This window comes from Sanguibacter sp. HDW7 (genome assembly GCF_011300875.1).
GTDB lineage: Bacteria > Actinomycetota > Actinomycetes > Actinomycetales > Cellulomonadaceae > Flavimobilis.
Genome location: NZ_CP049862.1, coordinates 2,823,266 through 2,844,640 on the forward strand (window position 1 = coordinate 2,823,266; position 21,375 = coordinate 2,844,640).

The window sequence follows — 21,375 nt, forward strand, 5'->3', positions numbered from 1 at the left end:
GACGGTTCCACCCGGCGCGGCACCTCCCCAGGTCTGGTCTCACGCGACCTCGGAATGCCGCTGCTCAGGCAGGGGTCGCGGATGCCCCGTGCCCGGAGGAGTCGTCGTCCTCGCCGCCGCGCACCTTGCACCACGTCTCGACGACGACGCCCGCGACGGCGAGCGCGGCAGCGGCGAGCGCCGCGAGCCCGGCCGAGAGGGCCTTCGACCGTAGCGCCGCGACGTCGAGGTCACCGACGACGAGCAGGACGTGCGCGACGTACCAGCCGCCGAGCGCGGCACCCGTGAGCGCCGCCGACTGCGCGAGGACGAGCGTGCGCGCGGCCCGCAGCCCAGTGAGCGAGGGCCGACGACCCTTGGTGTACTGCCGCACCGCCCAGCCCGCCCGCACGACGAGGCCAGCGAGCAGCACGAGCGTCACAGGCACGGGCCACGCGATCCGTCCGACGACGCCGCCACGCTCGACGAGCGTGAGGACGCCCCAGCCGACACCCGCCGCCACGACGGCGAGGGCGAGGAGCCAGCGGACACGCAGACCCGACGTCACGGACGCGCGCCTCCTTCGCCCGACGTCCAGTCGAGGCGCAGCCAGCGCACACCCTCGCGGTCCGGCGCGGTCGCGGCGAGCGTCGCGACGGGTCCGCCGCCGAGCCCGGGCAGGACAGCGTCCGGCTCGATCTCGGCCCACGGGGCGAGGACGAACGCGCGCTCGTGCGCACGGGGGTGGGGCAGCTCGAGGTCGTCGGTCACGCCGACGACGCCCTCGTACGTCACGAGGTCGACGTCGAGCGTGCGCGGTCCCCAGCGGACCTCGCGCGTGCGGTGGTGCTCCTGCTCGACGGCGTGGGCGACGCGCAGGAGCGCGCGCGGCGCGAGCGTCGTGCGGACGAGGACGACGGTGTTGAGGAAGTCGGGCTGCTCGACGCCGCCGACGGCCGCGGTGCGCGCGAGCGGCGCCACCTTGACGACCTCGAGGCCGGGCGCGCTCGCAAGGTCCTCGACGGCGCGCGCGAGGATCTCGCGGGGGTCGCCCATGTTCGAGCCGAGCGCGAGGACGGCCTGCACGGGGCCCGGGGGGACTCGGTCCATGAGGTCGGGCTCGGGCAGGTGGATCGCGTCGAGGATGCCGGTCGCGGGGCCGTCGTCGGACGGCTCGAGGACCGGGACCTCGACGGGCGGCGCAGGCACGGGCGCGGGGGCGTCGACGGCGGGCAGCGGCGCGGTTCCCGTCGGGGCCGCGGGCACCGGCGCCGCCACGGGCAGCGGCGCCGCCACGGGCGCGACGGGCGCGACGGGCTCGGGCGCGCCGATCGTCGCAACCGACGAGGCCGGCGCCGCAGCAGGGTCGAAGCGTGCCGACGGCAGCTTGACGCGGTCACGACGGATCGCGACGACGACGTCGACGAACGGCACGCCGACGGGCGCCGACGGCTTGTGGACCGCGACTTCGACGGCCGCGACGAGCGTGTGGTCGAGCGCGGCCGACGCGATCTGCTCCGCGAGCGTCTCGACGAGCCGCACAGCGGGCCCCTCGAGGACCTGCACGACCTCGGCGGCGAGCTCGGCGTAGTTGAGCGTGTGCGCCAGGTCGTCGGACGCCGCCGCACGGCGCGTGTCGACGTGGACCGTGACGTCCGCGACGAACACCTGGCCCTCGGCCCGCTCGTGGTCGAGCACGCCGTGGAACCCCGTCGCGGACAGGCCCGTGAGGCGCACCTGGTCGAGCTGGCGGCCGTGGGCGTCGAGCACCGGCCCGGGCAAGATCGTCACTTCTGCTCCTCGGTTCTGCGGGGGCGGCGTGCGCCGTCCCACGCGCGGGCGACCCGGACCGCGTCGACGGAGCCCGGGACGTCGTGCACCCGCACGCACCACGCACCGGCCGCGGCGGCGAGCGCCGAGATCGCTGCCGTCGCACCGTCGCGCGCGAGCGGGGGGGCCGGCTGCCCGTCCGGCCCTGCGAGCAGCGTACCGAGGAACCTCTTGCGCGAGGCTCCCACGAGCACGGGCAGGCCGAGCGCGACGAGCTCGTCGAGCGCTGCGAGCAGCGGCCAGTTGGCGGAGCCAGGCTTGGCGAAGCCGAGTCCCGGGTCGAGGACGACCTGCTCGCGGGCGACGCCCGCGGTGGCGAGCGCGGCGACGCGCGCGGCGAGCTCGTCGCGCACGTCCGAGACGACGTCCTCGTAGACGGCGAGCGAGTCCATGACGTCGGCGTGGCCGCGCCAGTGCATCGCGACGTAGACGACTCCCGTGCGCGCGACGACGTCGTAGATCTCGGGCTCGGCCAGGCCGCCCGAGACGTCGTTGACGACCACGGCGCCGGCCTCGACCGCGCGGGCCGCGACGCGCGCACGCGTCGTGTCGATGCTCACCGGGATGCCGCGTGCCGTGAGCTCGCGGACGACCGGCAGGACGCGCCCGAGCTCCTCGTCCTCGGGCACGCGGTCCGCGCCGGGGCGCGTGGACTCGCCGCCGACGTCGACGAGGTCGGCGCCCTGCGACGCGAGGAGCACGCCGTGCGCGACGGCGGCCTCGGGCCCGAACCACTCCCCTCCGTCCGAGAACGAGTCGGGCGTGACGTTGAGGACGCCCATGACGAGCGTCCGGTCGAGCCCGGTGAGCGAGGACGGGAGAGGAGCTGGATGGTGCACGGTCGTGGGCCTGTCTGCGCGGTCCGGCGCCCCGTCAGCGTCCGAGGACGAGGCTCATGGCCTCGGCACGCGTCGCGACGTCACGCATCTGGCCGCGCACCGCGCTCGTCACCGTACGTGCGCCGGGCTTGCGCACGCCGCGCATCGACATGCACAGGTGCTCGCACTCGACGACGACGAGGACGCCGCGCGGCGCGAGGTGCTCGACGAGCGCGTCCGCGATCTGCGACGTGAGCCGCTCCTGCACCTGCGGACGACGCGCGAAGACCTCGACGAGCCGCGCGAGCTTCGAGAGCCCGGTGACGCGACCGTCGACGCCGGGGATGTACCCGACGTGCGCGACGCCGTGGAACGGCACGAGGTGGTGCTCGCACGTCGAGTAGAGCTCGATGTCCTTGACGAGGATCATCTCCTCGTGGCCGATGTCGAACGTCGTGCCGAGCACGTCCGCCGGGTCCTGGCCGAGCCCCGCGAAGACCTCCGCGTAGGCGCGGGCGACGCGTGCGGGCGTCTCCCTGAGCCCCTCACGGTCCGGGTCCTCGCCCACCGCGAGAAGCAGCTCGCGGACGGCGGCCGCGGCCCGCGGGAGGTCGACGACGTGGTCGGGAAGCTCTTCTGCGCTGGTCACTCGGACACCTCGTTCCCGGCGGCCGCACCCGGCGTGCCACCCTCGGGGATCTCGCCGATCGACTCGGCCGGGCGCTCCTCGCGGCCCGTGCCCTCGTCCTGCGGGACGATCGGCGCGTCGCCTCGCTCGGCCTTCTCCGCCTCCGTGAGGACCGGCGGGCGGCTCGACACGCTGCGCTGCTCGCTCGAGAGCCACACCTCGCGCGCCGGACGCTTGACCACAGGGGCGAAGATCACGGCGAGCTCGGCCTCGTTGAGCGTCTCCTTCTCGAGAAGCTCGAGGACGAGGTGGTCGAGGACGTCGCGGTACTCGACGAGCACCTCCCACGCCTCGTCGTGCGCGGCGTCGATGAGCTTGCGGACCTCGTGGTCGACCGTGCCCGCGACGGCCTCGGAGTAGTCGCGCTGGTGGCCGATGTCGCGGCCGAGGAACGGCTCGCCGTCCGTCGAGCCGAGACGGATCGCACCGACACGCTCGCTCATGCCGTACTCGGTGACCATCTTGCGCGCCGTCGCGGTGGCCTTCTCGATGTCGTTCGATGCCCCGGTCGTCGGGTCGTGGAAGACGAGCTCCTCGGCGACGCGGCCACCCATCGCATACGCGATCTGGTCGAGCAGCTCGTTACGGGTCGTCGAGTACTTGTCCTGCGTCGGCAGGACCATCGTGTAGCCGAGGGCACGGCCGCGCGGCAGGATCGTCACCTTCGTCACGGGGTCGGTGTAGCGCATGGCCGCGGCCACGAGCGCGTGCCCGCCCTCGTGGTAGGCCGTGATCTTCTGCTCCTTGGTGTTCATCACCCGGGTGCGCTTCTGCGGGCCCGCGATGACGCGGTCGATCGCCTCGTCGAGAGCGCGGTCGTCGATGAGGTGCGCGCCCGAGCGAGCGGTGAGCAGCGCCGCCTCGTTGAGGACGTTGGCGAGGTCCGCGCCCGTGAACCCGGGCGTGCGCTTGGCGACCATCGCGAGGTCGATGCCCTCGACGATCGGCTTGCCGCGCGCGTGCACCTTGAGGATCGCCTCGCGGCCCTTGAGGTCCGGGGCCTCGACGGCGACCTGACGGTCGAAGCGGCCCGGACGCAGGAGCGCGGGGTCGAGGATGTCGGGGCGGTTGGTCGCCGCGATGAGGATGACGTTGGCCTTGGGGTCGAAGCCGTCCATCTCGACGAGGAGCTGGTTGAGCGTCTGCTCGCGCTCGTCGTGACCGCCGCCCATGCCGGCACCACGGTGGCGACCGACCGCATCGATCTCGTCGACGAAGATGATCGCTGGCGAGTTCTCCTTGGCCTGCTGGAAGAGGTCCCGGACGCGGCTCGCGCCGACGCCGACGAACATCTCGACGAAGTCCGAGCCGGAGATCGTGTAGAACGGCACGCCCGCCTCGCCCGCGACGGCGCGCGCCAGGAGCGTCTTGCCCGTTCCAGGGGGCCCGTAGAGCAGCACGCCCTTGGGGATCTTGGCGCCCACGGCCTGGAACTTCGCGGGCTCCTGGAGGAACTCCTTGATCTCGTGGAGCTCCTCGACGGCCTCGTCCGCGCCCGCGACGTCGGCGAACGTCACCTGCGGCGACTCCTTGCCGACGAGCTTGGCGCGCGACTTGCCGAAGCCCATGACGCGGCTGCCGCCGCCCTGCATGCGGCTCATGAGGAAGAAGAAGATCACGCCGATGATGAGGAACGGCACGAGCACCGAGAACATCGACGCGAGGAAGCTCACGCGTGCGATCTCGGAGTTGTAGCCCTTGGCGAGGCTCGCGGAGGCGACCGCGTCGACGACGTCCTTGCCCTGGGGCTGGACGTAGAAGAACTCGACGCTCTTGCCCTTGTCCGTCTTGCCGTCGACGAACGGCTCGGTGAGCGTCAGCTGGACGCGCTGGTCACCGTCGACGACGAGCGCGCGCTCGACCGTCGTGCCCTTGAGCAGCGCGAGGCCTTGCGACGTGTCGATGCGCTTGACGCCCTGGCCCGAGAACACGGCGAAGCCGATCCACAGCAGCACGACGACGAGCAGGACCCAGACGACAGGTCCCTTGGCGATCTTCTTGAGGTTCATCGGCTACGGGCGTGCCCGTTCCTTCCGCTCGCGGGAGTTCCGCTCCCGACCGTACATCGCGAGCCTGGGCCGAACCCTGCGTGTTCGCCCAGGGCAGGACGGCCGGGACCGGGGCGTCCGCGCACGCGGACGCCCCGCGTCGCTCAGCGCTCGTAGACGTGCGGCGCGAGCGTCCCGACGAACGGCAGGTTGCGGTACTTCTCGGCGTAGTCGAGGCCGTAGCCGACGACGAACTCGTTGGGGATGTCGAAGCCGACGTAGCGCACGTCGATCTCGACCTTCACCGCGTCCGGCTTGCGCATCGCGGCCGCGATCTCGACGGTTGCGGGACCGCGCGAGCGGAGGTTCGACAGCAGCCACGAGAGCGTGAGGCCCGAGTCGACGATGTCCTCGACGATGAGCACGTGACGGCCCGTGAGGTCCGTGTCGAGGTCCTTGAGGATGCGCACGACGCCTGAGGACTTCGTGCCGGAGCCGTAGGACGACACCGCCATCCAGTCCATCGTCGCGGGCGTGTGCAGGCGGCGGGAGAGGTCGGCCATCACCATGACGGCGCCCTTGAGGACGCCGACGAGGAGGAGGTCCTTGCCCGCGTAGTCCACGTCGATCTGCGCGGCGATCTCGTCGAGACGCGTGCCGATCTGCTCCTCGGTCAGCAGAACGTGATCGATGTCGTTGCCGATGTCGGACAGGTCCACGAAAAAGCTCCTCAGGGTGCGGGACTGTGTCCCTCAAGCGTGCCACACCTGCGGGCGACGGTGACGCGCCCGGGCAGCGGGAGGGGTCCCTGCCCCCGCCACGCCGCGACGAGCGCGTCGAGCGCGAGGACGTGCGTGCGTGACAGCGCGCCGTCGGTCGCGCCGATCGAGACGGCCCACGCGCGCAGGGCTCGGCGGCGCACGGCCGCGGGCGCCGCGGCGAGCGTCGCGCAGTCGAGGCGGGGGGCGCGAGAGAGGGCGGGGGCGGTGTCGACGACGTCGGGCACGGTTGCGTCGGGCGAGGTTGCGTCGGGCGAGGTTGCGTCGGGCGAGGTTGCGTCGGGCACGGTCGCGTCGGGCACGGTCGCGTCGGCGAGCAGCCGCTCCGCGTACGACGTGAGCGCATCGTCGTCCTCACGAAGCTGCGCCGCGGTCCGCGCGAGCGCGGGGACGACGCCCGGGCCGAGGACCTCCGTGAGCAGCGGCAGGACACGCGTGCGCAGGGCCGAGCGGCGCGGTGCCGTGTCGTCGTCGGGCGCTGGCGTGTTCGTCGGGTCGTGCCACGGCTCGAGCCCCTGCTCCGCGCACACTCCCGCCGTCGCGGACCCGCTGAGCCCGAGCAGCGGACGCCGCACGCGACCCCGCACGGGCCGCATGCCCGCGAGCGAACGAGCGCCCGCACCGCGGGCGAGGCCGAGAAGGACGCCCTCGGCCTGGTCGTCGAGCGTGTGCCCGAGGAGGATCGCTCCGTCAGCACCGCCCGGCAGGGCGTCGAGCGCAGCCCCGAGCGCCGCATACCGCGCGGCACGGGCGGCGGCCTCAGGCCCGCCGGGGCCGTCGACCACGACGCGCACGACGTCGGTCGGCAGCCCGAGCCGGCGGCACGTCGCCGCGGCCAGCTCCGCGACCGCAGCGCTCCCGGCCTGCATCCCGTGGTCGACGACGACGACGCGCACGGGTCGAGCAGGGCGGGCCGGTGCCGCGGGCAGCGCCGTGGGGACGGAGCGCGCGTCGGGCGCAGCTCCGTCAGCCGCACGGCCGTCGGGAACCGGCCGCAGCCCCAGCTCCGCCGCGAGGCACGCGACGAGCGCGAGCGAGTCGGTGCCTCCCGAGCAGCCCACGACGAGCGGCGCTCCCGGCGGGAGGTCGGCGAGCGCCGCCCGCACCGCCCGGCGCCCCGCGACCGTGTGCGTGGTGGGAAGGCTCATCCGTGGACGCGCCGCACCCACGCGGCGGGGTCGGCGAGCTCGCGCGCCGTCGGGAGGTTCTCTGGCGCGTCCCACACCGCGTTGAGGCGCCGCCGACCGACCCGCAGCATCGCGCCGCGCACGAACGCGGCTCCGTCGGAGTACTGCGCGAGCTTCTCGTCGAGCCCGAGCACCTTGCGCAGCACCGTGTCGACGGTGCCGCCGCGCTGCTCGCGGCGTGCGTCGAACGCACGACGGATCTTCCCGACGCCCGGGACGACGTTCTCCCCGACGCGGTCCATCATGACGTCCGCGTGCCCCTCGAGGAGCGACATCACCGCGGCGACCTCCGCCATCGTCGCGCGCTGCGACGGCGTGAGCAGGCGGGAGCCGAGCGAGCTGCCCGCGGGAGCCCGCACGACCCGGCCGACGGTCGTCGCCCACGCCTGCAGACGCTGCGCAGGACCACCCCGGCCGAGCTCCGCGCCCGTCGCGACGACGTCGTCGAGCAGCGCCGCGACGCGACCGCGCAGGTGCGCGGCAAGCCACGGCGCTGCCGCGAACTGCAGCGCGTGCGTCTGCTCGTGCAGCGCGACCCACAGCGCGAACGGCTCGGGCGCCGCGTCGAGCGCACGCCCGACGCGCATCACGTTGGGGGCGACGAGCAGGAGCCGGCCCGGCTCGCCGGGACCCACCACGTGCGGGTCGTACTGGCCGAGGACGCGCGTCGAGACGAGCGCGAGCGCCGCCCCCACCTCGGCCGCACCCGCGGCCTGCGCGACAGCGCCGGGCGCCGCGCCCGGAACCGCGACGGCCGCACCGAGGAGCAGCTCCATGCCCTGCGACGCCGAGCGCACCCACGAGGCGCGGTCGACGACGTGGACGCGCGAGAGCAGCGCAGGGTCGGCGACGACGTCGCGACCGTCGGCCGGCTCCATCGCCGAGACGTCGAGGACGTGCGGCACCGCGAGCGCCGCGGCCCGCCTCAGCCCTTCGACGTGCGCGCTCATCACCGCACGGGAGTCGACGGGTCCGGCGGGCGCGAGGAACGCGCCGAGGCCTCGCGCGGCGTCCCAGTCGACGACCGACCGCGCGTCGGGGCCGGATGGGCTCTCGCCGGTCATCCGCACCCGCACGACGCGAGGCCCGAGACGAACTTGTCGATCGTCGCCCGGGCGTTCCACGCGTTGCCGTCGGGGAAGTCGTCGACGAGGACCGCGAAGACGAGCAGCCGGTCGTCGGCCGTGACGAGCGTTCCCGCGAGGCCCGAGACGTTGGGCAACGACCCGGTCTTGGCTCGCACGCGGCCGCGGGCGTCCGTCGTCGTGAACCGCTCGTGAAGAGTGCCCGAGACCCCTGCGAGCGGCAGCTGGAGCGCCGCCGCGCGCAGCGCCGGCGTCGCCGGGTCGACCATGCGCAGCAGCAGCTCGTTGAGCAGGCGGGGCGAGAGCCGCGAGCCCTCGCCGAGCCCCGAGCAGTCCGCGAGCTTCGCGCCCGTGAGGTCGACGCCGAGCGCCCCGACCGCGTCGAGCACGGCCGCCGTCGCGCCCTGGACCGAGCCGGACAGGCCCGTCTCGATCGCGACGACCCGGCCGACGACCTCGGTGATCGTGTTGTCAGAGGTCTGCAGGAAGTAGCCGACGACCTCGGACAGCGGCGCCGACATGACACGCCCGACCTCCGTCGCGCCCTCGGCCGCGACGCCGCGGGCTGCGGTTCCCGTGACCGTGACGCCGACCTTCTCGAGCGCCCGCTCGAAGTCGCGCGCCGCGGCGAGCGACGGGTCCGGGTAGCGCTGCGCGTACGTGTCGTCCGTGCGGCGCGCGATGTCGACCGCGATCGCGGTGACGGGCGCCGCGTAGCCGGCCTCGACGCTCTTGGGGTCCCACGACGGCGCGACCGACGGACCCGAGAAGAGCGAGTCGTCGACCCGCACCGTCACGGAATCGAGCCCCGCGGCCTCGACCGCCGCGGCGACCATGGTCGCGAGGTCGGCCAGCCCGGCACGACCGTTGACCTTCGACGGGTCGCCCGCGCCGGCCGCGAGCATCATGTCGCCGCCCCCGACGAGCGTCACTGTCGAACCCGCAAGCATCACCGTCGTGTCGAGCGTCCGGTCGGCACCGACGCGCGAGAGACCGGCCGCAGCCGTGAGCAGCTTCTGCGTCGAGGCGGGCACGAAGTCCGACGTCGCCGAGCGGCCCGCGATGCCCTGGCCCGTCGCCGCGTCCGTGACGAGCACACCGACACGCTTGCCGACGTAGTCCTTCTCCTTGACGAGCTGCTCGACAAGGTCCTCGACAGATGTGGCGGACGGCACAGGCGCGTCCGTGGGCAGGGGGGACAGACCCGCCGTGAGCGCCGGTCCCGTCGTCGCCCCTGGAGCCGTCGGGAAGGGTGCCGGCGGCGCCGCGACCGGCGCGTTCGTGAGGAATCCGGGCACGATGTCGAACGCGTCGGCGACGAGATACCCGCCGCCGGCGAGCAGCGCGAATGTCGTCGTCGCCGCTGCTACACGTGCCGCCAGACCCATGACGTTCCTCCCGCACCTCGGTCGCGGTTCACACCTTAGCCCGCGCGTGCGTCACACTGGACCCGCAGGACGACGGCGACCGAGCAGCGCGCCCCCGTGCCCCCGCACGGCGGACGCGTCGTGAACCGTCGCCTGGCACGACCACGCCACGACGGCTCACGGGCCCGCGCCCGTGCCGCGGGACGAACGACGAGAGGTGCTCGGACGGCGACGGCCGCCCGTGTCTGGAGGAAGAGCAGTGGAGTTCGACGTCACGATCGAGATCCCCAAGGGTCAGCGCAACAAGTACGAGGTGGACCACCACACCGGTCGCATCCGTCTTGACAGGATGCTCTTCACCTCGACGCGCTACCCGGACGACTACGGCTTCATCGAGGGCACCCTCGGCGAGGACGGCGACCCGCTCGACGCGCTCGTGCTGCTCGAGGAGCCCACGTTCCCGGGCTGCCTCATCCGGTGCCGCGCGCTCGGCATGTTCCGCATGCGCGACGAGGCCGGCGGCGACGACAAGGTGCTCTGCGTCCCCACGGGCGACCAGCGCGCCGCGTGGCGCCAGGACATCGACGACGTGTCGGACTACCACCGTCTCGAGATCCAGCACTTCTTCGAGGTCTACAAGGACCTCGAGCCAGGCAAGTCCGTCGAGGGCGCGCACTGGGTCGGCCGCGCCGAGGCCGAGGCCGAGATCGAGCGCTCGCGCCAGCGTGCGATCGACTCGGGCTACGCGCACTGACGCACACGCACACGCACCACGAGACCGGGCGCCCCGCTGCACGCAGCGGGGCGCCCGGTCTCGTGCGTGCTGGGTCTGTCGCAGACGAGCTCCGGGGCCTCAGCAGGCTGGCTGCGGGGCCGCTGAGCGCAGCGACCCGCTGAGCCGTCCGTCAGGGGCGGCCTGCGTAGGCCATGGTCTCCGCGTAGCGGACGGGGACCTCACGCACCGGGATGCCCGGGCGCGCGGCCTCGATCATCATGCCGCCGCCCGTGTACATCGCGACGTGGCGGATCGTGCTGGGGTCCGAGGTGTCGTTGGCCCAGAAGATGAGGTCGCCCGGACGCATCTGGGAGTACTTGATCTTCTTGACGCGCACGTACTGCGAGCGGCTCGTCCGCGTGATGCCGACGCCGGCTGCCTCCCACGCGCGCATGGTGAGTCCCGAGCAGTCGTACGTGTTGGGCCCTGTCGTGCCCCAGCCGTACATCTTGCCGATCTGCGTGCGCGCCCACTCGACGGCCTTGCGGCCCTGGGCCGCCGTGCCGACCGCGGTGCCCTGGCCGAGGCCCGGGGGGTCGACCGTCGGCGGCTTCGTCGGCTCGGGGGTGGGCGTCGGGCGCTGCGTCGGCGGGGTCGTCGTCGGCTCGGTCGTCGGCTCCTGCGTCGGGGTGGGAGTCGGGTCGACCGTCGGCGGGGTCGTCGGTGTCGGCCGCTGCGTCGGGGGCGTCGTCGGCTCGTTCGAAGGTTCCTCGGTCGGAGTGACCGTGGGCGTCGTCGTCGGCGGGTTCGACGGCGGGCGCGTCGTCGGGTCGCTCGTCGGCGTGCTGGGCCTGTCGGCCGGCTCCCGGTCGGACTCGGCCTGATCCTCGCGCTGCTGCTCGCGGTCGCGGTCGATGCGGTCCTGGCGTGCGCGCTCGGCCTCGACCGTCGTGCTGCGGGCCGCGGCGAGCTGCGTGATGAGGGTGTCGCGGCGCGACGAGGCCGAGTCGACGGCGGTCTGCGCCGCGGCGGTGAGGCGGTCGGTCTCGGTGCGCGCGTCCTCGGCCTCGTCGGCCGCGGTCTGCGCGCTCGCGACCGCGGCGGCCGCGTCAGCACGGAGGACGTCGGCGACGAGCGCGTCCGCGCGGTACTGCTGCACCGCTGCGTCGGCGACGTCGCCGACGGCCCGCAGGGACGAGGTGCGGCGGACCACGTCGGTGATGCCGTCGGCGGTGAGGACCGCCTCGAGGTTCTGGATGGCGCCGCCCGAGCGGTACCGCTCGATGGCGATGCCCGCGAGGATCTGGCGCGAGGCGTCCATGGTCTTCACCGCGGCGGCGAGCTTCGTGTCCGCGGCGGCGGCCGCGTCCTGCGCGGACTCGAGCGCGACCTGCGCGGTGACGTAGCGCTCGCCGGCTGTCGCCGAGAGTGCCCAGGCGGTGTCCGCGACGGTGCTGAGGCGCGCGAGCTCGACCTCGATGTCGGCGACGGAGCCCGCGACGGCGGCCTCGGAGGCGCGGGCGGACGCGACGCCATCGTCCTCGGGCGCGGCGAGCGCGACGGGCACGGTGAGCCCGAGGACGAGCGCCGACGCGACGAGCGTGGTCGTGGTCCTCGGGATCCGGGACAGGCGGGACATGGAGCCTCCGTGGCAGGTACAGCGGTGCACGACGAGGCTAGTCGCCTTCGCTCCCGTTGTGAACTCCCACCTCAGCAACATCGTGCGTCACATCTGTCACAGGAGCCCCGGGAGTCACACCAGTCACAGCGATCTCACCTGATGGTCATGTCGTTCCATACCGTGACCACCTCCGCCTAGAGTGACCGCCATGACCCGTCGAATGTGTCGCTGACACCACCGCACTCACGCCCCGGCCGCGCCGGGAGCCGGTGCGGACACGCCCCCAGGGCGACGACGGGACCGCACCCGCCAGTGCAGCGACGACTCGACGAGTCGCGCCACGGCACCAGGACACCGTTCGACGCCCGCCCACCCGCAGGCCGTACACGACAAACCTGGAGCCACCCATGAGCAACGCCGCCTGGTCCTTCGAGACCCGCCAGATCCACGCCGGGCAGCAGCCCGACCCCGCGACGGGCGCCCGCGCCCTCCCGATCTTCCAGACGACGTCGTTCGTCTTCCCTGACGCCGACACTGCCGCCGCGCGCTTCGCGCTCGCCGACCTCGGCCCTATCTACACCCGCATCGGCAATCCGACGACCGGCGCCGTCGAGGACCGCATCGCCTCCCTCGAGGGCGGCGTCGGCGCGCTCCTCCTCGCCTCCGGCCAGGCCGCCGAGACCTTCGCGATCCTCAACATCGCCGAGGCCGGCGACCACGTCGTCGCAAGCCCGTCCCTCTACGGCGGCACCTACAACCTCCTCGCGCACACGCTGCGCAAGCTCGGCATCGAGACGACGTTCGTCTCGGACCCGCACGACCCCGAGGCCTGGCGCGCCGCCGCCCGCGAGAACACCAAGCTCTTCTTCGCCGAGACCATCCCCAACCCCAAGGCCGACGTCCTCGACATCGAGGCCGTCGCGGCCGTCGCCCACGAGGTCGGGGTGCCGCTCATCGTCGACAACACCGTCGCGACGCCCTACCTGCTCCGTCCGCTCGAGCACGGCGCCGACATCGTCGTCCACTCCGCCACGAAGTTCCTCGGCGGGCACGGCGCGGCCATCGGCGGCGTCATCGTCGACGGCGGCTCGTTCGACTTCGCGCAGGACCCCGAGCGCTTCCCCAACTACAACCAGCCCGACCCGTCGTACAACGGGCTCGTCTACGCACGCGACCTCGGCGTCGGCGGCGCCTTCGGCGCCAACCTTGCCTTCATCCTCAAGGCACGCGTCCAGCTGCTCCGCGACCTCGGCGCCGCGATCAGCCCCTTCAACGCGTTCCTCATCGCGCAGGGCATCGAGACGCTCTCGCTGCGCATCGAGCGCCACGTCGCCAACGCCGAGAAGGTCGCGGCCTTCCTCGAGGGCCACGACGGCGTCGTCCGCGTCCACTACGCGGGTCTCGCCTCCAGCCCTTGGCACGCCAACGCCCAGAAGTACCTGCCGAAGGGTGCGGGCGCGATCGTCGCGTTCGAGCTCGACGGCGGCCTCGAGGCAGGCAAGGCGTTCGTCGACGCGCTCGAGCTCCACTCGAACCTCGCGAACATCGGCGACGTCCGCTCGCTCGTCATCCACCCCGCCTCGACGACGCACTCCCAGCTCACCCCGGAGCAGCAGCTGCTCTCGGGCATCACGCCTGGCCTCGTGCGTCTCTCGGTCGGCCTCGAGCACGTCGACGACATCCTCGCCGACCTCGAGGCGGGCTTCGCCGCCGTCGCCGCGCTGCACGCGGGCGCCGAGACGACCGTCTGATGTGTACCGACGCGGCGCCGACGAGCGACGGCCAGGCCACCCCGGGGACGCTCCCGGACGGTCCGGTCATGCCCGACGGCGCCGCGTCGTCACGTCCTGCCCCGGTTCCGTCGGATGATGGTTCCGTGAGCACGACGCCCGCTCCCCGACCGCGCCGCCTCGCCCCGCCGTTCGCGGGCGCGACGCCACGCCCCGGCTTGGACGTGCCCGTCGAGCCGTCGGACGCTCCCGCACCGAGCGGCGCGTGGCAGCCAGGCGACGAGCACGGCGAGCGCCGCTTCTGCGAGGTCGGGACGCTCGAGCTCGAGTCGGGCCTCGACCTGCCGGACGTCACGGTCGCGTACGAGACCTGGGGGACGCTCGCTCCCGACGGCTCCAACGCCGTGCTCGTCCTCCACGCGCTCACGGGCGACGCCCACGTCACGGGCGACGCCGGGCCGGGCCACCCGACACCCGGCTGGTGGTCGCAGATGATCGGCCCCGGCGCCCCCATCGACACCGACCGCTACTACGTCGTCGCACCCAACGTCGTCGGCGGCTGCCAGGGCTCCACCGGGCCGTCCTCACCCGCGCCCGACGGCCGCCCGTGGGGATCACGCTTCCCGCACCTCACGGTCCGCGACCAGGTCGGCGCCGAGATCGCGCTCGCGCGCGCCCTCGGCGTGACGTCGTGGCACTTCGTCGTCGGCGGGTCCATGGGTGGTCTGCGCGCGCTCGAGTGGGCGATCTGCGGGCCCGACGCCGGCATCGACGTCGAGTCGATCGGCATCATCGCGTCCGGCGCCCAGACGACGGGCGACCAGATCGCGTGGGCCCACCCGCAGGTCGCTGCGATCCTCGCCGACCCGCACTTCCACGGCGGCGACTACTACGACGCGGCCGACGGAATCGGCCCGCACGTCGGGCTCGGCATCGCGCGTCAGATCGCACACGCGACGTACCGGTCGGCGACCGAGCTCGACCGACGCTTCGGCCGCATCCCGCAGAACGCCGAGAATCCGCTGCGCGGCGGGCGCTACGCCATCCAGTCGTACCTCGACCACCACGCGCACAAGCTCGCGAGCCGCTTCGACGCGAACTCCTACCTCGTGCTCACGCAGTCGATGCTCACGCACGACCTCGGCCGCGACCGCGGCGGCGTCGAGTCCGCGCTCGCGTCCATCACCGCGAAGGCCCTCGTCGTCGCCGTCGACTCCGACAGGCTCTTCCAACCCGTCGAGTCCGAGCGCATCACCCGGAACCTGCCGGGAGCCTGGCCGCTGCAGGTACTGAGGTCCGAGCACGGGCACGACGGCTTCCTCATCGAGTTCGACCAGCTCGGGCCGGTGGTCCGCCACTTCCTCAAGCGCCTGGTGACGCGGCGCGGCTGAGCGCGCTCGCCCGCGCCCCGCGCTCTCGACCCGCGGAGTCCGCTCCGCCTTCAGCCGACACACGCGCACCGGCACCACGTCCGGCCGTTCAGACCTGAGTGCCGGGCACCACGCGGTGCAGCAGGTCGATCGAGGCGATGACGACCTGGCTCGCGTGCTGCGGGGTCATCGCCGGTGAAGGCAGGATCGCGGCACCCTTCTTGTCAAACATGAGCCCAGTTCGACCATCCAGGTCGGGCGTGGTGAGCAGGGGCAGGATCCGCTTGGCGTAGGTGTCGGCGCTCGGGGTGAACCAGCCGATGACGGTCTCCGTCGCGCGGTGCTTGACGCTGTTCTGCCCCAGCATGTTCGAGCGGATGCTGGTCTTGATCAGCCCAGGGTTGAGGCCGAAGACGCCCACGGCGGGGTAGCGCTGAGCGGCGTCCACGACGAGAGCCTCGTTCCCGGCGACCGTGCTCATGTGCGCCTTCATGGCGGCATAGGACTGTTCGAAGTTGAGGTCCCCGAGGTGGGCGGTCTGTCCGGTGCCGGGGTATCCGTAGACGAAGATCCGCGGCTGCGGGGCGCCCGGAGGGCGTCCGGTCCCGAGCCGGTCGGCGAGGTTGCGCACCAGGACGAGCCGGCTGAGGTAGCTGACCGCCATGTCGCGCTCGAGGCCCTCGGTGGTCTCCTGCCGCTGGGGGGCAGCAAAGATCCCGGTGGTCAGGACGAGCATGTCGAGGTCCTCGGCCGGCAGATCCTTCGCCACGCGCTCGGCCTCGCTCATCAGGGACAGATCGGCCTGGACGAAATCGATGCCTGCGGTACCGGCGTCGCGGAAGGTGCGACCCACGACGATGACCTGGGCGCCCTGGGTGGCCATCTGTCGACTCAGCGCCTGCCCGATGCCGCCGGTACCTCCGACGACGGCGACGCGCCTGCCGCTCAAGCTGCTGGTGCGAGCGGGCTGCACGTTCACGCTCGTGTCCTTCTTCATGGCAGTCCTTCGTGTGGTGTGCGGATGGTCGTCAGTCGGCGCGCCGTGAGAGGCGGATGACGGGGATGACCCGGTCGGCGAGGGTCTCGTACTGGGCGAAGCCTGGGGAGGCTGCGGTGATCTGGCGCCAGTGGCGCTCCCACTCCTCACCGGGCAGCTCCTCGGCATCGACGGCGAACTCCTCGCCGTCGAGCACGACGACTGCCTCGTCGGGGTGGGCGCCGAGGTTGAAGTACCAGTCGGGATGCTTGGCCGCGCCGGCGGCCGAGGCGATGACGAGCCACGACCCGTCAGGCACGAGGAAGTATGCGACGGGGTTCTCCCGCCGCAGGCCGGAGCGCTTGCCGGTGGTGATGAGGAGGAGCGCGCGCATCCCCATGATCGTGCGGCCCTCGCGCAGAGCCGCAGCGTTGCGCTCGTTCAGGGCGCGCATCTGCTCGGCGCTGGGGAGCTGGACACCGTAGGTGCCGTTGGGAGTCGTGAAGCTCATCGTGTCTCTCCAGGCGCGAGGGGGGCGGGGCCCCGTCGGTGGTGCGGGTGGGGCCCCGCCGGCTCGGGTGCCGGGCCGAGGGCTCAGCCGAGGGTCGGGTAATCGGTGTACCCGTGGTGGTCCCCACCGAAGGAGGTGGCCCGGTCGGGCGTGTTGAACGGGCCGCCGGCGGCCAGGCGAGCGGGAAGGTCGGGGTTCGCCAGGAACAGCGCGCCGAAGGAGATGAGGTCGGCCGTGCCGTCCTCGATGAGGGCCAGGGCGTCCGGGCCGGTCGGCTCGGGCGCGGTGGCCGGGTTGAGGATGAGGGTGTTGGGCCACTCCTGACAGATGCGCAGGGTCAGGTCGCGCCTGCCGGGCGCCTCCATGACGTGCACGTAGGCCAGGTCGAGCGGGGCGAGCCTCTCGATGAGGGACACGTAGGTCTCCTCCAGGTTCTCCTCGGCGATGTCGCCCAGGGTCGTGCCGGGAGACAGGCGGATCCCGGTGCGCTCGGCGCCGACCTCCGCGGCCACGGCACGGACCACCTCGACCGCGAACCGGGTGCGCCCAACCACCGACCCACCCCAGCCGTCCGTGCGCTGGTTGGCGTTGGTCGCCAGGAACTGGTGCACGAGGTAGCCGTTCGCGCCGTGGATCTCCACCCCGTCGAACCCGGCGGCGATCGCGTTGCGCGCTGCGGCCGCGAAGTCGGCGATCGTGGCGGCGATCTCGTCCTCGGTCAGAGCGTGAGGGGTGGGGTGGTCCTTCATGCCGGCGTGGGTGTAGATCTGTCCGGCGGGACGCACGGCGGAAGGTCCGACCGGTGTCATGTCACCCGGAAGCAGGTCCGGGTCTCCGACCCGGCCGGTGTGCATGAGCTGGGCAAAGATCGCACCGCCCTGCGCGTGGACGGTGCTGGTGACCAGCTTCCACGCCTCGACCTGCTCGGGCGAGTGCAGGCCCGGGGTGTCGGGGTAGCCCTGGCCCACGACCGAGGGCTGGGTGCCCTCGGTGATGATCAGGCCCGCGCTCGCGCGCTGGCCGTAGTACGTCGCCATCAGGTCGGTCGGGGTCTGACCCGCACCGTACGCGCGGCTGCGCGTCATCGGTGACATGACGATGCGGTTGCGCAGCGTCGTGCCGGCCAGGTCGAGGCTCTTGAATGCGGCGGAAGTCATGGGGTTCTACCTCACGTGGTTGTTCGGCGGAGCAGGGGAAGCAGCAGGTCAGGCGGTCCGCGGGCGGACGGCGAAGAACCAGGCCAGGCCGGTGAACACATGCATCAGGGCGAGGGCGATCGCGGTGGCCGTGTCGGCCGCGACCGCGAACGGCGAGGCGCAGCTCACCAGGGCCAGCGCGAGGCCGAGCCAGGCTGCCGTGTTCTGGAACCGCGTCCAGCGGCGCACGATCCGCGACAGCACGAGCACCGCGATGACGATCGGCACGACCGACGCGACGGCGACGCCCACCACGTTGACCGCGTAGGGCATGTCGCCGGTGAACGAGGCTCCGGCTGCCTTGGCGACGAAGAACGTGGCCACGTTGACCACGAGCGCGGCGACGACAGCGAGGCCCACCCTGCGGGCAGGCGTAGCGGGCCGGGAGGTCTGGGGGGTCGAGGCGATGGTCGACATGAGGTTCCTTCGAGACGGGGGACGCGACGGCGTCGGGATGAGTTCGCACTAGCGACTGTACATGCCGTGAACTATCTACGCCATGTACAGTATTCCCATGACGCTCGAGAACCCCGCACAGCTGGCCCAGGGCGACGCCTGCGCCGTCGGGCCCGACGGCACCAGTCCGCTGCACCCGCTCGCCCAGCTTGCCGTGATCGTCACCGCCGAGGTCGGCACGGTCGCCGACCGCAACGGCCTGACCCCGATGCAAGCCCGCATGCTCGGGTTGCTCGTCCACGGTCCACGACGCATGGCCGAGCTCGCCCAGAACCTCGGGGTCGAGAAGGCCGCTCTCACGGGCCTCGTCGACCGCGCCGAGTCTCGCGGACTCGTCGCTCGCGAGTCCGTTCCGGGCGACCGTCGCTCGACCCAGGTCATCATCACTGACGCCGGAGCGGCGGCTTCGGTCGCGTTCTATGCGCAGCTCAACGTCACGCTCGACAGGATGATCGCCACGCTGCCTGCCGCCGACCGCCCGACCTTCACCACCTGGACGAGCGCGATCGTCGCCGCCCAGTTCAGCCGTCGCCGCGACATCACCCAGGACTGCTGAACCGAAGCCGGAAAGGACCCGCCGATGTTCACCGACTCCGAGATCGCCTACCTCAAGGGCCAGCCGCTGGGCCGCCTCGCGACCCAGAAGCCGAACGGCACACTGCAGAACAGCCCCGTCGGATTCACCTACAACGCCGACACGCGGACCATCGACATCAGCGGCTTCAACATGTCCGGCAGCCGCAAGTACCGCAACATCGCCGACAACGGCCGCGTCGCGTTCGTGGTCGACGACCTCGCCTCGGTGCGCCCCTGGCGCCCGCGCTGTGTCGAGATCCGGGGCCACGCCGAAGCCCTCCCGGCCGACGGCGGCCGGCCACCCATCATCCGCATCCACCCCACCCGCATCATCAGCTATGGCATCGACGAACCTGACCACGACGCCCATTCGTACTCGATCAATGCTCGCGACGTCCGCTAGACGCGAACCACCGTCACGCGTGCACGAGCGCACGGATGGAGTCGCGACAGATGCCCTCGCATCACGGGGCGGACATTCCACCTACTGACATCAGCGCGCCAGATCTGAGCAGCGAACCCGCAAGGTCCGCGGCGACTCGTAGTGCCCCAGCACCATCGAACAGGGATGGGGCCTACGACTCGATCGGCAGTCCCCAGCCGTCGGGCGACGCACCGTGAATCACCCCGGCGACGACCGACGCGATGTCGTCAGGTGGCGCCTGGTCGCTCATCTCCACCGTGTAGCCGGTCGGGCTCGGCATCAGCTTCGTGGTTCCGGGGACCAGACGCACGCGGATCTCTTGCGGCATCCGGCGCAACGACACCGAGAGCTGGTCGCCCACGACGACGTGCCTCAGCGCCCTCTGCCAATGCGTCCTCAGGAGACGCGCCGCGCGCTCGAGCCGGTCGCCCGCCGGCGCCCCGTCGTCGCACCCGGCAGGGTGGGCCGACAGCTCGCGCGTGGAGAGGGTCCGCGCGACGATCGCGGACTCGAGGAACAGGACCACGCCTCGCAACGTCCAGGCCACGACGTCGTCCGGAGGCGCACCGTCGATCAGCAGATGACCCGCGAGCCGGCGCGGATCACGCCCCGCGCAGTCAGCAACTGTCGACGAGTCCGGCACGATGCTGACGAGGGCGCACGGGAGTCCGAGCGCCCGAAACCACTGAATCTCGTCGCCGGGCCTCACCGACCCTGTCTCGACCAGATCGCTCCATCGCAGCGCGTCCGCGAGAGGAGAGCTCGTGGCTCCCGCTGCACTCATCGACGTTGCCATCGTGCATCTCCTCCCCACGTCGCACGACAGTCAGCCCCGTCGAACCGACCCACTTCAGCGATTCGTAGCGTCCCTGCACACAGGAGGAGTGTGCACCGGTGCTACGAGTCATGTCTTCAGAGCGGCTCGCGGCAGCTCTGCACACTCCCTCGGAGGCGAAGGAGTGTGCGGGAGCGCTACGAGTCGGTGAGGGGTGTCGCACGGCGGGTTCGGAGGCGGGTGAGGACGAGGGCGCCTGCACCCACGAGCAGCGCTGCCGCCGCGACGAGCGCGCCGTCCGCGAGCAGGTTCGGCAGGCCGTGCGCGAGCATCGCGACGAGACGGTCGGTGACGAGCGCGAGCACCCCGTCGGACGGCAGCGCGAGCTGCGCGACGACCTCGCGCGCTGCGACGTACGCACCCGCCAGGAGGACCGCCGTGCCCGCGAGCGCTGCCGCGCCGCACGCCGCGAGCGTGAGCCAGCGACGGCGCGCGAGAACGAGCGCGCCGACGACGGCCGCGAGCACGACCCACGGCGCGACGGCGCCCCACGTGTCGATGACGCCGAGCGCCGTCCTGGCGCTCACGAGCTTCGCGGACGTGACGACGGGGACCTGGACGTCGAGCTCGCGCAGCGCGTCGGGCACGGGCAGGCGCAGGGCGTCCAGACGCGCGACGATGCCCGCGGCGGCGGGCATGTCCCGCAGTGCCTGCGGCACGGGGAAGCGGAGTGCGTCGAGCTGCTCGACGACCACGTCGGCAAGCGTCCCGAGGTCGAGGACCACCGCGCCGTCCGCGTCGATGCCGACGCCTGGGCGATGCGCGGCTGAGATGTCGGGGCTCGTGAGCGCCCACCGCACCCCCGAGTGCGCGGCACGCTGCGCGGAGTCCCACGCCGTGCCGAACGCCTCGGTGCCGACGGCGTACCGGACGCCCGCCGCGACGCCGTCGCGCAGGCGCGCCGCACCGGCGGTCACGGCGTCGTCGATGAGGCCACCGACGCCCGGGAGGTCGGCGAGCGGCCCGAGCGCCGTCGCTGCGGCACCGCGCACCGTCGCCTCGGCGTCGAAGGTCTCGAGCAGGCGCGTCGTCACCTCGTCCGCGAGCCGCTCGCGCACCTCGGGGTCGCGCGCGAGCGGCGCGACCGTGGCGACGTACGCGTCGGTGTCGTCGATCGCGCCGTGCACCCAGCGCGCGACGGGTGCGGTCGGCACGACGACACCCACGACGAGCACGCACAGGACGACCACGACGCTCCGGACGACGCTCAGCATGGCTGAGAACCTACCGGAGGTCGCAGGCCG

21 protein-coding genes and 1 pseudogene are annotated in these 21,375 nt (G+C 72.7%); 6 read left to right on the plus strand and 16 right to left on the minus strand.

Translation table 11 applies throughout. The features are described 5' to 3' along the window. Window positions 1–64 precede the first annotated feature (64 nt). The 6 genes from G7063_RS12795 to hpt form a co-directional block, all read right to left on the minus strand. Window positions 65–547, minus strand: a complete 483-nt coding sequence (locus G7063_RS12795) for a DUF3180 domain-containing protein (protein WP_240916084.1) — start codon at window positions 545–547, stop codon at window positions 65–67. After that, a complete protein-coding gene (gene folK / locus G7063_RS12800; RefSeq protein WP_240916085.1) occupies window positions 544–1,770 on the minus strand; it encodes a 2-amino-4-hydroxy-6-hydroxymethyldihydropteridine diphosphokinase in 1,227 nt (408 codons plus the stop codon). The genes G7063_RS12795 and folK overlap by 4 nt, the downstream gene beginning before the upstream one ends. After that, window positions 1,767–2,648, minus strand: a complete 882-nt coding sequence (folP, locus tag G7063_RS12805) for a dihydropteroate synthase (protein WP_370520714.1) — start codon at window positions 2,646–2,648, stop codon at window positions 1,767–1,769. Before folP ends, folK begins: the two co-directional genes overlap by 4 nt. Window positions 2,649–2,682: 34 nt before the next feature. Then, a complete protein-coding gene (gene folE / locus G7063_RS12810) occupies window positions 2,683–3,276 on the minus strand; it encodes a GTP cyclohydrolase I FolE (protein ID WP_166414736.1) in 594 nt (197 codons plus the stop codon). Next, window positions 3,273–5,324, minus strand: a complete 2,052-nt coding sequence (gene ftsH / locus G7063_RS12815; protein WP_166414737.1) for an ATP-dependent zinc metalloprotease FtsH — start codon at window positions 5,322–5,324, stop codon at window positions 3,273–3,275. Before ftsH ends, folE begins: the two co-directional genes overlap by 4 nt. A 143-nt stretch (window positions 5,325–5,467) precedes the next feature. After that, window positions 5,468–6,022: a hypoxanthine phosphoribosyltransferase gene (gene hpt / locus G7063_RS12820; RefSeq protein ID WP_166414738.1), complete on the minus strand. Its 555-nt coding sequence runs from the start codon at window positions 6,020–6,022 to the stop codon at window positions 5,468–5,470. Between the two features lie 139 nt (window positions 6,023–6,161). Here hpt and G7063_RS15510 point away from each other — a divergent pair, with 139 nt between their 5' ends. Next, entirely contained in the window at window positions 6,162–6,422 is a 261-nt protein-coding gene (locus G7063_RS15510) for a pentapeptide repeat-containing protein (protein ID WP_370520745.1), read from the plus strand. A 154-nt stretch (window positions 6,423–6,576) separates the two neighbouring features. On the opposite strand, the pseudogene G7063_RS15515 reads toward G7063_RS15510, so the two are convergent. From G7063_RS15515 to dacB, 3 genes and pseudogenes are all read right to left on the minus strand, one after another. Then, a pseudogene (locus G7063_RS15515) lies at window positions 6,577–7,230 on the minus strand (ATP-binding protein); the annotation flags it as partial. Beyond that, window positions 7,227–8,333, minus strand: a complete 1,107-nt coding sequence (locus G7063_RS12830; protein ID WP_166414740.1) for a zinc-dependent metalloprotease — start codon at window positions 8,331–8,333, stop codon at window positions 7,227–7,229. The pseudogene G7063_RS15515 and the gene G7063_RS12830, both read right to left, overlap by 4 nt. Beyond that, the gene (gene dacB / locus G7063_RS12835) at window positions 8,330–9,742 is read right to left on the minus strand and encodes a D-alanyl-D-alanine carboxypeptidase/D-alanyl-D-alanine-endopeptidase (protein WP_166414741.1); all 1,413 of its coding nucleotides are present in this window, start codon (window positions 9,740–9,742) and stop codon (window positions 8,330–8,332) included. The genes G7063_RS12830 and dacB overlap by 4 nt, the downstream gene beginning before the upstream one ends. Before the next feature lie 238 nt (window positions 9,743–9,980). Here dacB and G7063_RS12840 point away from each other — a divergent pair, with 238 nt between their 5' ends. Then, a complete protein-coding gene (locus tag G7063_RS12840; protein WP_102510058.1) occupies window positions 9,981–10,475 on the plus strand; it encodes an inorganic diphosphatase in 495 nt (164 codons plus the stop codon). Between the two features lie 151 nt (window positions 10,476–10,626). On the opposite strand, the gene G7063_RS12845 is transcribed toward G7063_RS12840, so the two are convergent. Next, entirely contained in the window at window positions 10,627–12,075 is a 1,449-nt protein-coding gene (locus tag G7063_RS12845; protein WP_166414742.1) for an NlpC/P60 family protein, read from the minus strand. A gap of 389 nt (window positions 12,076–12,464) precedes the next feature. Here G7063_RS12845 and G7063_RS12850 point away from each other — a divergent pair, with 389 nt between their 5' ends. Beyond that, on the plus strand, window positions 12,465–13,808 hold the full coding sequence (locus G7063_RS12850) for a bifunctional o-acetylhomoserine/o-acetylserine sulfhydrylase (protein WP_166414743.1): 1,344 nt from the start codon (window positions 12,465–12,467) through the stop codon (window positions 13,806–13,808). Continuing rightward, on the plus strand, window positions 13,808–15,178 hold the full coding sequence (locus G7063_RS12855; RefSeq protein ID WP_240916086.1) for a homoserine O-acetyltransferase: 1,371 nt from the start codon (window positions 13,808–13,810) through the stop codon (window positions 15,176–15,178). Before G7063_RS12850 ends, G7063_RS12855 begins: the two co-directional genes overlap by 1 nt. A gap of 88 nt (window positions 15,179–15,266) precedes the next feature. Here the strand turns inward: G7063_RS12855 and G7063_RS12860 are convergent, their stop codons facing one another. From G7063_RS12860 to G7063_RS12875, 4 genes are all read right to left on the minus strand, one after another. After that, window positions 15,267–16,154 (minus strand): SDR family NAD(P)-dependent oxidoreductase, encoded by an 888-nt coding sequence (locus G7063_RS12860; protein ID WP_166414744.1) that lies wholly within the window; start codon window positions 16,152–16,154, stop codon window positions 15,267–15,269. 31 nt (window positions 16,155–16,185) lie between these two features. Further along, the gene (locus tag G7063_RS12865; protein WP_166414745.1) at window positions 16,186–16,644 is read right to left on the minus strand and encodes a nitroreductase/quinone reductase family protein; all 459 of its coding nucleotides are present in this window, start codon (window positions 16,642–16,644) and stop codon (window positions 16,186–16,188) included. Between the two features lie 83 nt (window positions 16,645–16,727). Then, window positions 16,728–17,801, minus strand: coding sequence for an alkene reductase (locus G7063_RS12870; RefSeq protein WP_166414746.1), 1,074 nt, complete (start codon window positions 17,799–17,801; stop codon window positions 16,728–16,730). 48 nt (window positions 17,802–17,849) lie between these two features. Beyond that, entirely contained in the window at window positions 17,850–18,257 is a 408-nt protein-coding gene (locus G7063_RS12875) for a DUF6069 family protein (protein WP_166414747.1), read from the minus strand. A 97-nt stretch (window positions 18,258–18,354) separates the two neighbouring features. Between G7063_RS12875 and G7063_RS12880 the strand changes: the two genes are divergently transcribed. Both G7063_RS12880 and G7063_RS12885 read left to right on the plus strand, forming a co-directional pair. Beyond that, window positions 18,355–18,852: a MarR family winged helix-turn-helix transcriptional regulator gene (locus G7063_RS12880; RefSeq protein WP_166414748.1), complete on the plus strand. Its 498-nt coding sequence runs from the start codon at window positions 18,355–18,357 to the stop codon at window positions 18,850–18,852. Window positions 18,853–18,876: 24 nt separating this feature from the next. After that, window positions 18,877–19,275 (plus strand): PPOX class F420-dependent oxidoreductase, encoded by a 399-nt coding sequence (locus G7063_RS12885; protein WP_166414749.1) that lies wholly within the window; start codon window positions 18,877–18,879, stop codon window positions 19,273–19,275. Between the two features lie 172 nt (window positions 19,276–19,447). Here the strand turns inward: G7063_RS12885 and G7063_RS12890 are convergent, their stop codons facing one another. Both G7063_RS12890 and G7063_RS12895 read right to left on the minus strand, forming a co-directional pair. Then, window positions 19,448–20,005: a hypothetical protein gene (locus G7063_RS12890; protein ID WP_166414750.1), complete on the minus strand. Its 558-nt coding sequence runs from the start codon at window positions 20,003–20,005 to the stop codon at window positions 19,448–19,450. 263 nt (window positions 20,006–20,268) lie between these two features. Continuing rightward, window positions 20,269–21,345 (minus strand): hypothetical protein, encoded by a 1,077-nt coding sequence (locus tag G7063_RS12895; RefSeq protein ID WP_166414751.1) that lies wholly within the window; start codon window positions 21,343–21,345, stop codon window positions 20,269–20,271. Window positions 21,346–21,375: the final 30 nt, after the last annotated feature.

Excerpts from the sequence above, each read along its gene's own strand:
- G7063_RS12860 (WP_166414744.1), bottom strand. The coding sequence starts at position 16,154 with ATGAAGAAGGACACGAGCGTGAACGTGCAGCCCGCTCGCACCAGCAGC.
- G7063_RS12850 (WP_166414743.1), top strand. The coding sequence starts at position 12,465 with ATGAGCAACGCCGCCTGGTCCTTCGAGACCCGCCAGATCCACGCCGGG.
- G7063_RS12895 (WP_166414751.1), bottom strand. The coding sequence starts at position 21,345 with ATGCTGAGCGTCGTCCGGAGCGTCGTGGTCGTCCTGTGCGTGCTCGTC.
- G7063_RS12885 (WP_166414749.1), top strand. The coding sequence starts at position 18,877 with ATGTTCACCGACTCCGAGATCGCCTACCTCAAGGGCCAGCCGCTGGGC.
- ftsH (WP_166414737.1), bottom strand. The coding sequence starts at position 5,324 with ATGAACCTCAAGAAGATCGCCAAGGGACCTGTCGTCTGGGTCCTGCTC.
- G7063_RS12875 (WP_166414747.1), bottom strand. The coding sequence starts at position 18,257 with ATGTCGACCATCGCCTCGACCCCCCAGACCTCCCGGCCCGCTACGCCT.
- G7063_RS12870 (WP_166414746.1), bottom strand. The coding sequence starts at position 17,801 with ATGACTTCCGCCGCATTCAAGAGCCTCGACCTGGCCGGCACGACGCTG.
- G7063_RS12880 (WP_166414748.1), top strand. The coding sequence starts at position 18,355 with ATGACGCTCGAGAACCCCGCACAGCTGGCCCAGGGCGACGCCTGCGCC.
- G7063_RS12845 (WP_166414742.1), bottom strand. The coding sequence starts at position 12,075 with ATGTCCCGCCTGTCCCGGATCCCGAGGACCACGACCACGCTCGTCGCG.
- G7063_RS12830 (WP_166414740.1), bottom strand. The coding sequence starts at position 8,333 with ATGACCGGCGAGAGCCCATCCGGCCCCGACGCGCGGTCGGTCGTCGAC.
- dacB (WP_166414741.1), bottom strand. The coding sequence starts at position 9,742 with ATGGGTCTGGCGGCACGTGTAGCAGCGGCGACGACGACATTCGCGCTG.
- G7063_RS12855 (WP_240916086.1), top strand. The coding sequence starts at position 13,808 with ATGTGTACCGACGCGGCGCCGACGAGCGACGGCCAGGCCACCCCGGGG.
- G7063_RS12865 (WP_166414745.1), bottom strand. The coding sequence starts at position 16,644 with ATGAGCTTCACGACTCCCAACGGCACCTACGGTGTCCAGCTCCCCAGC.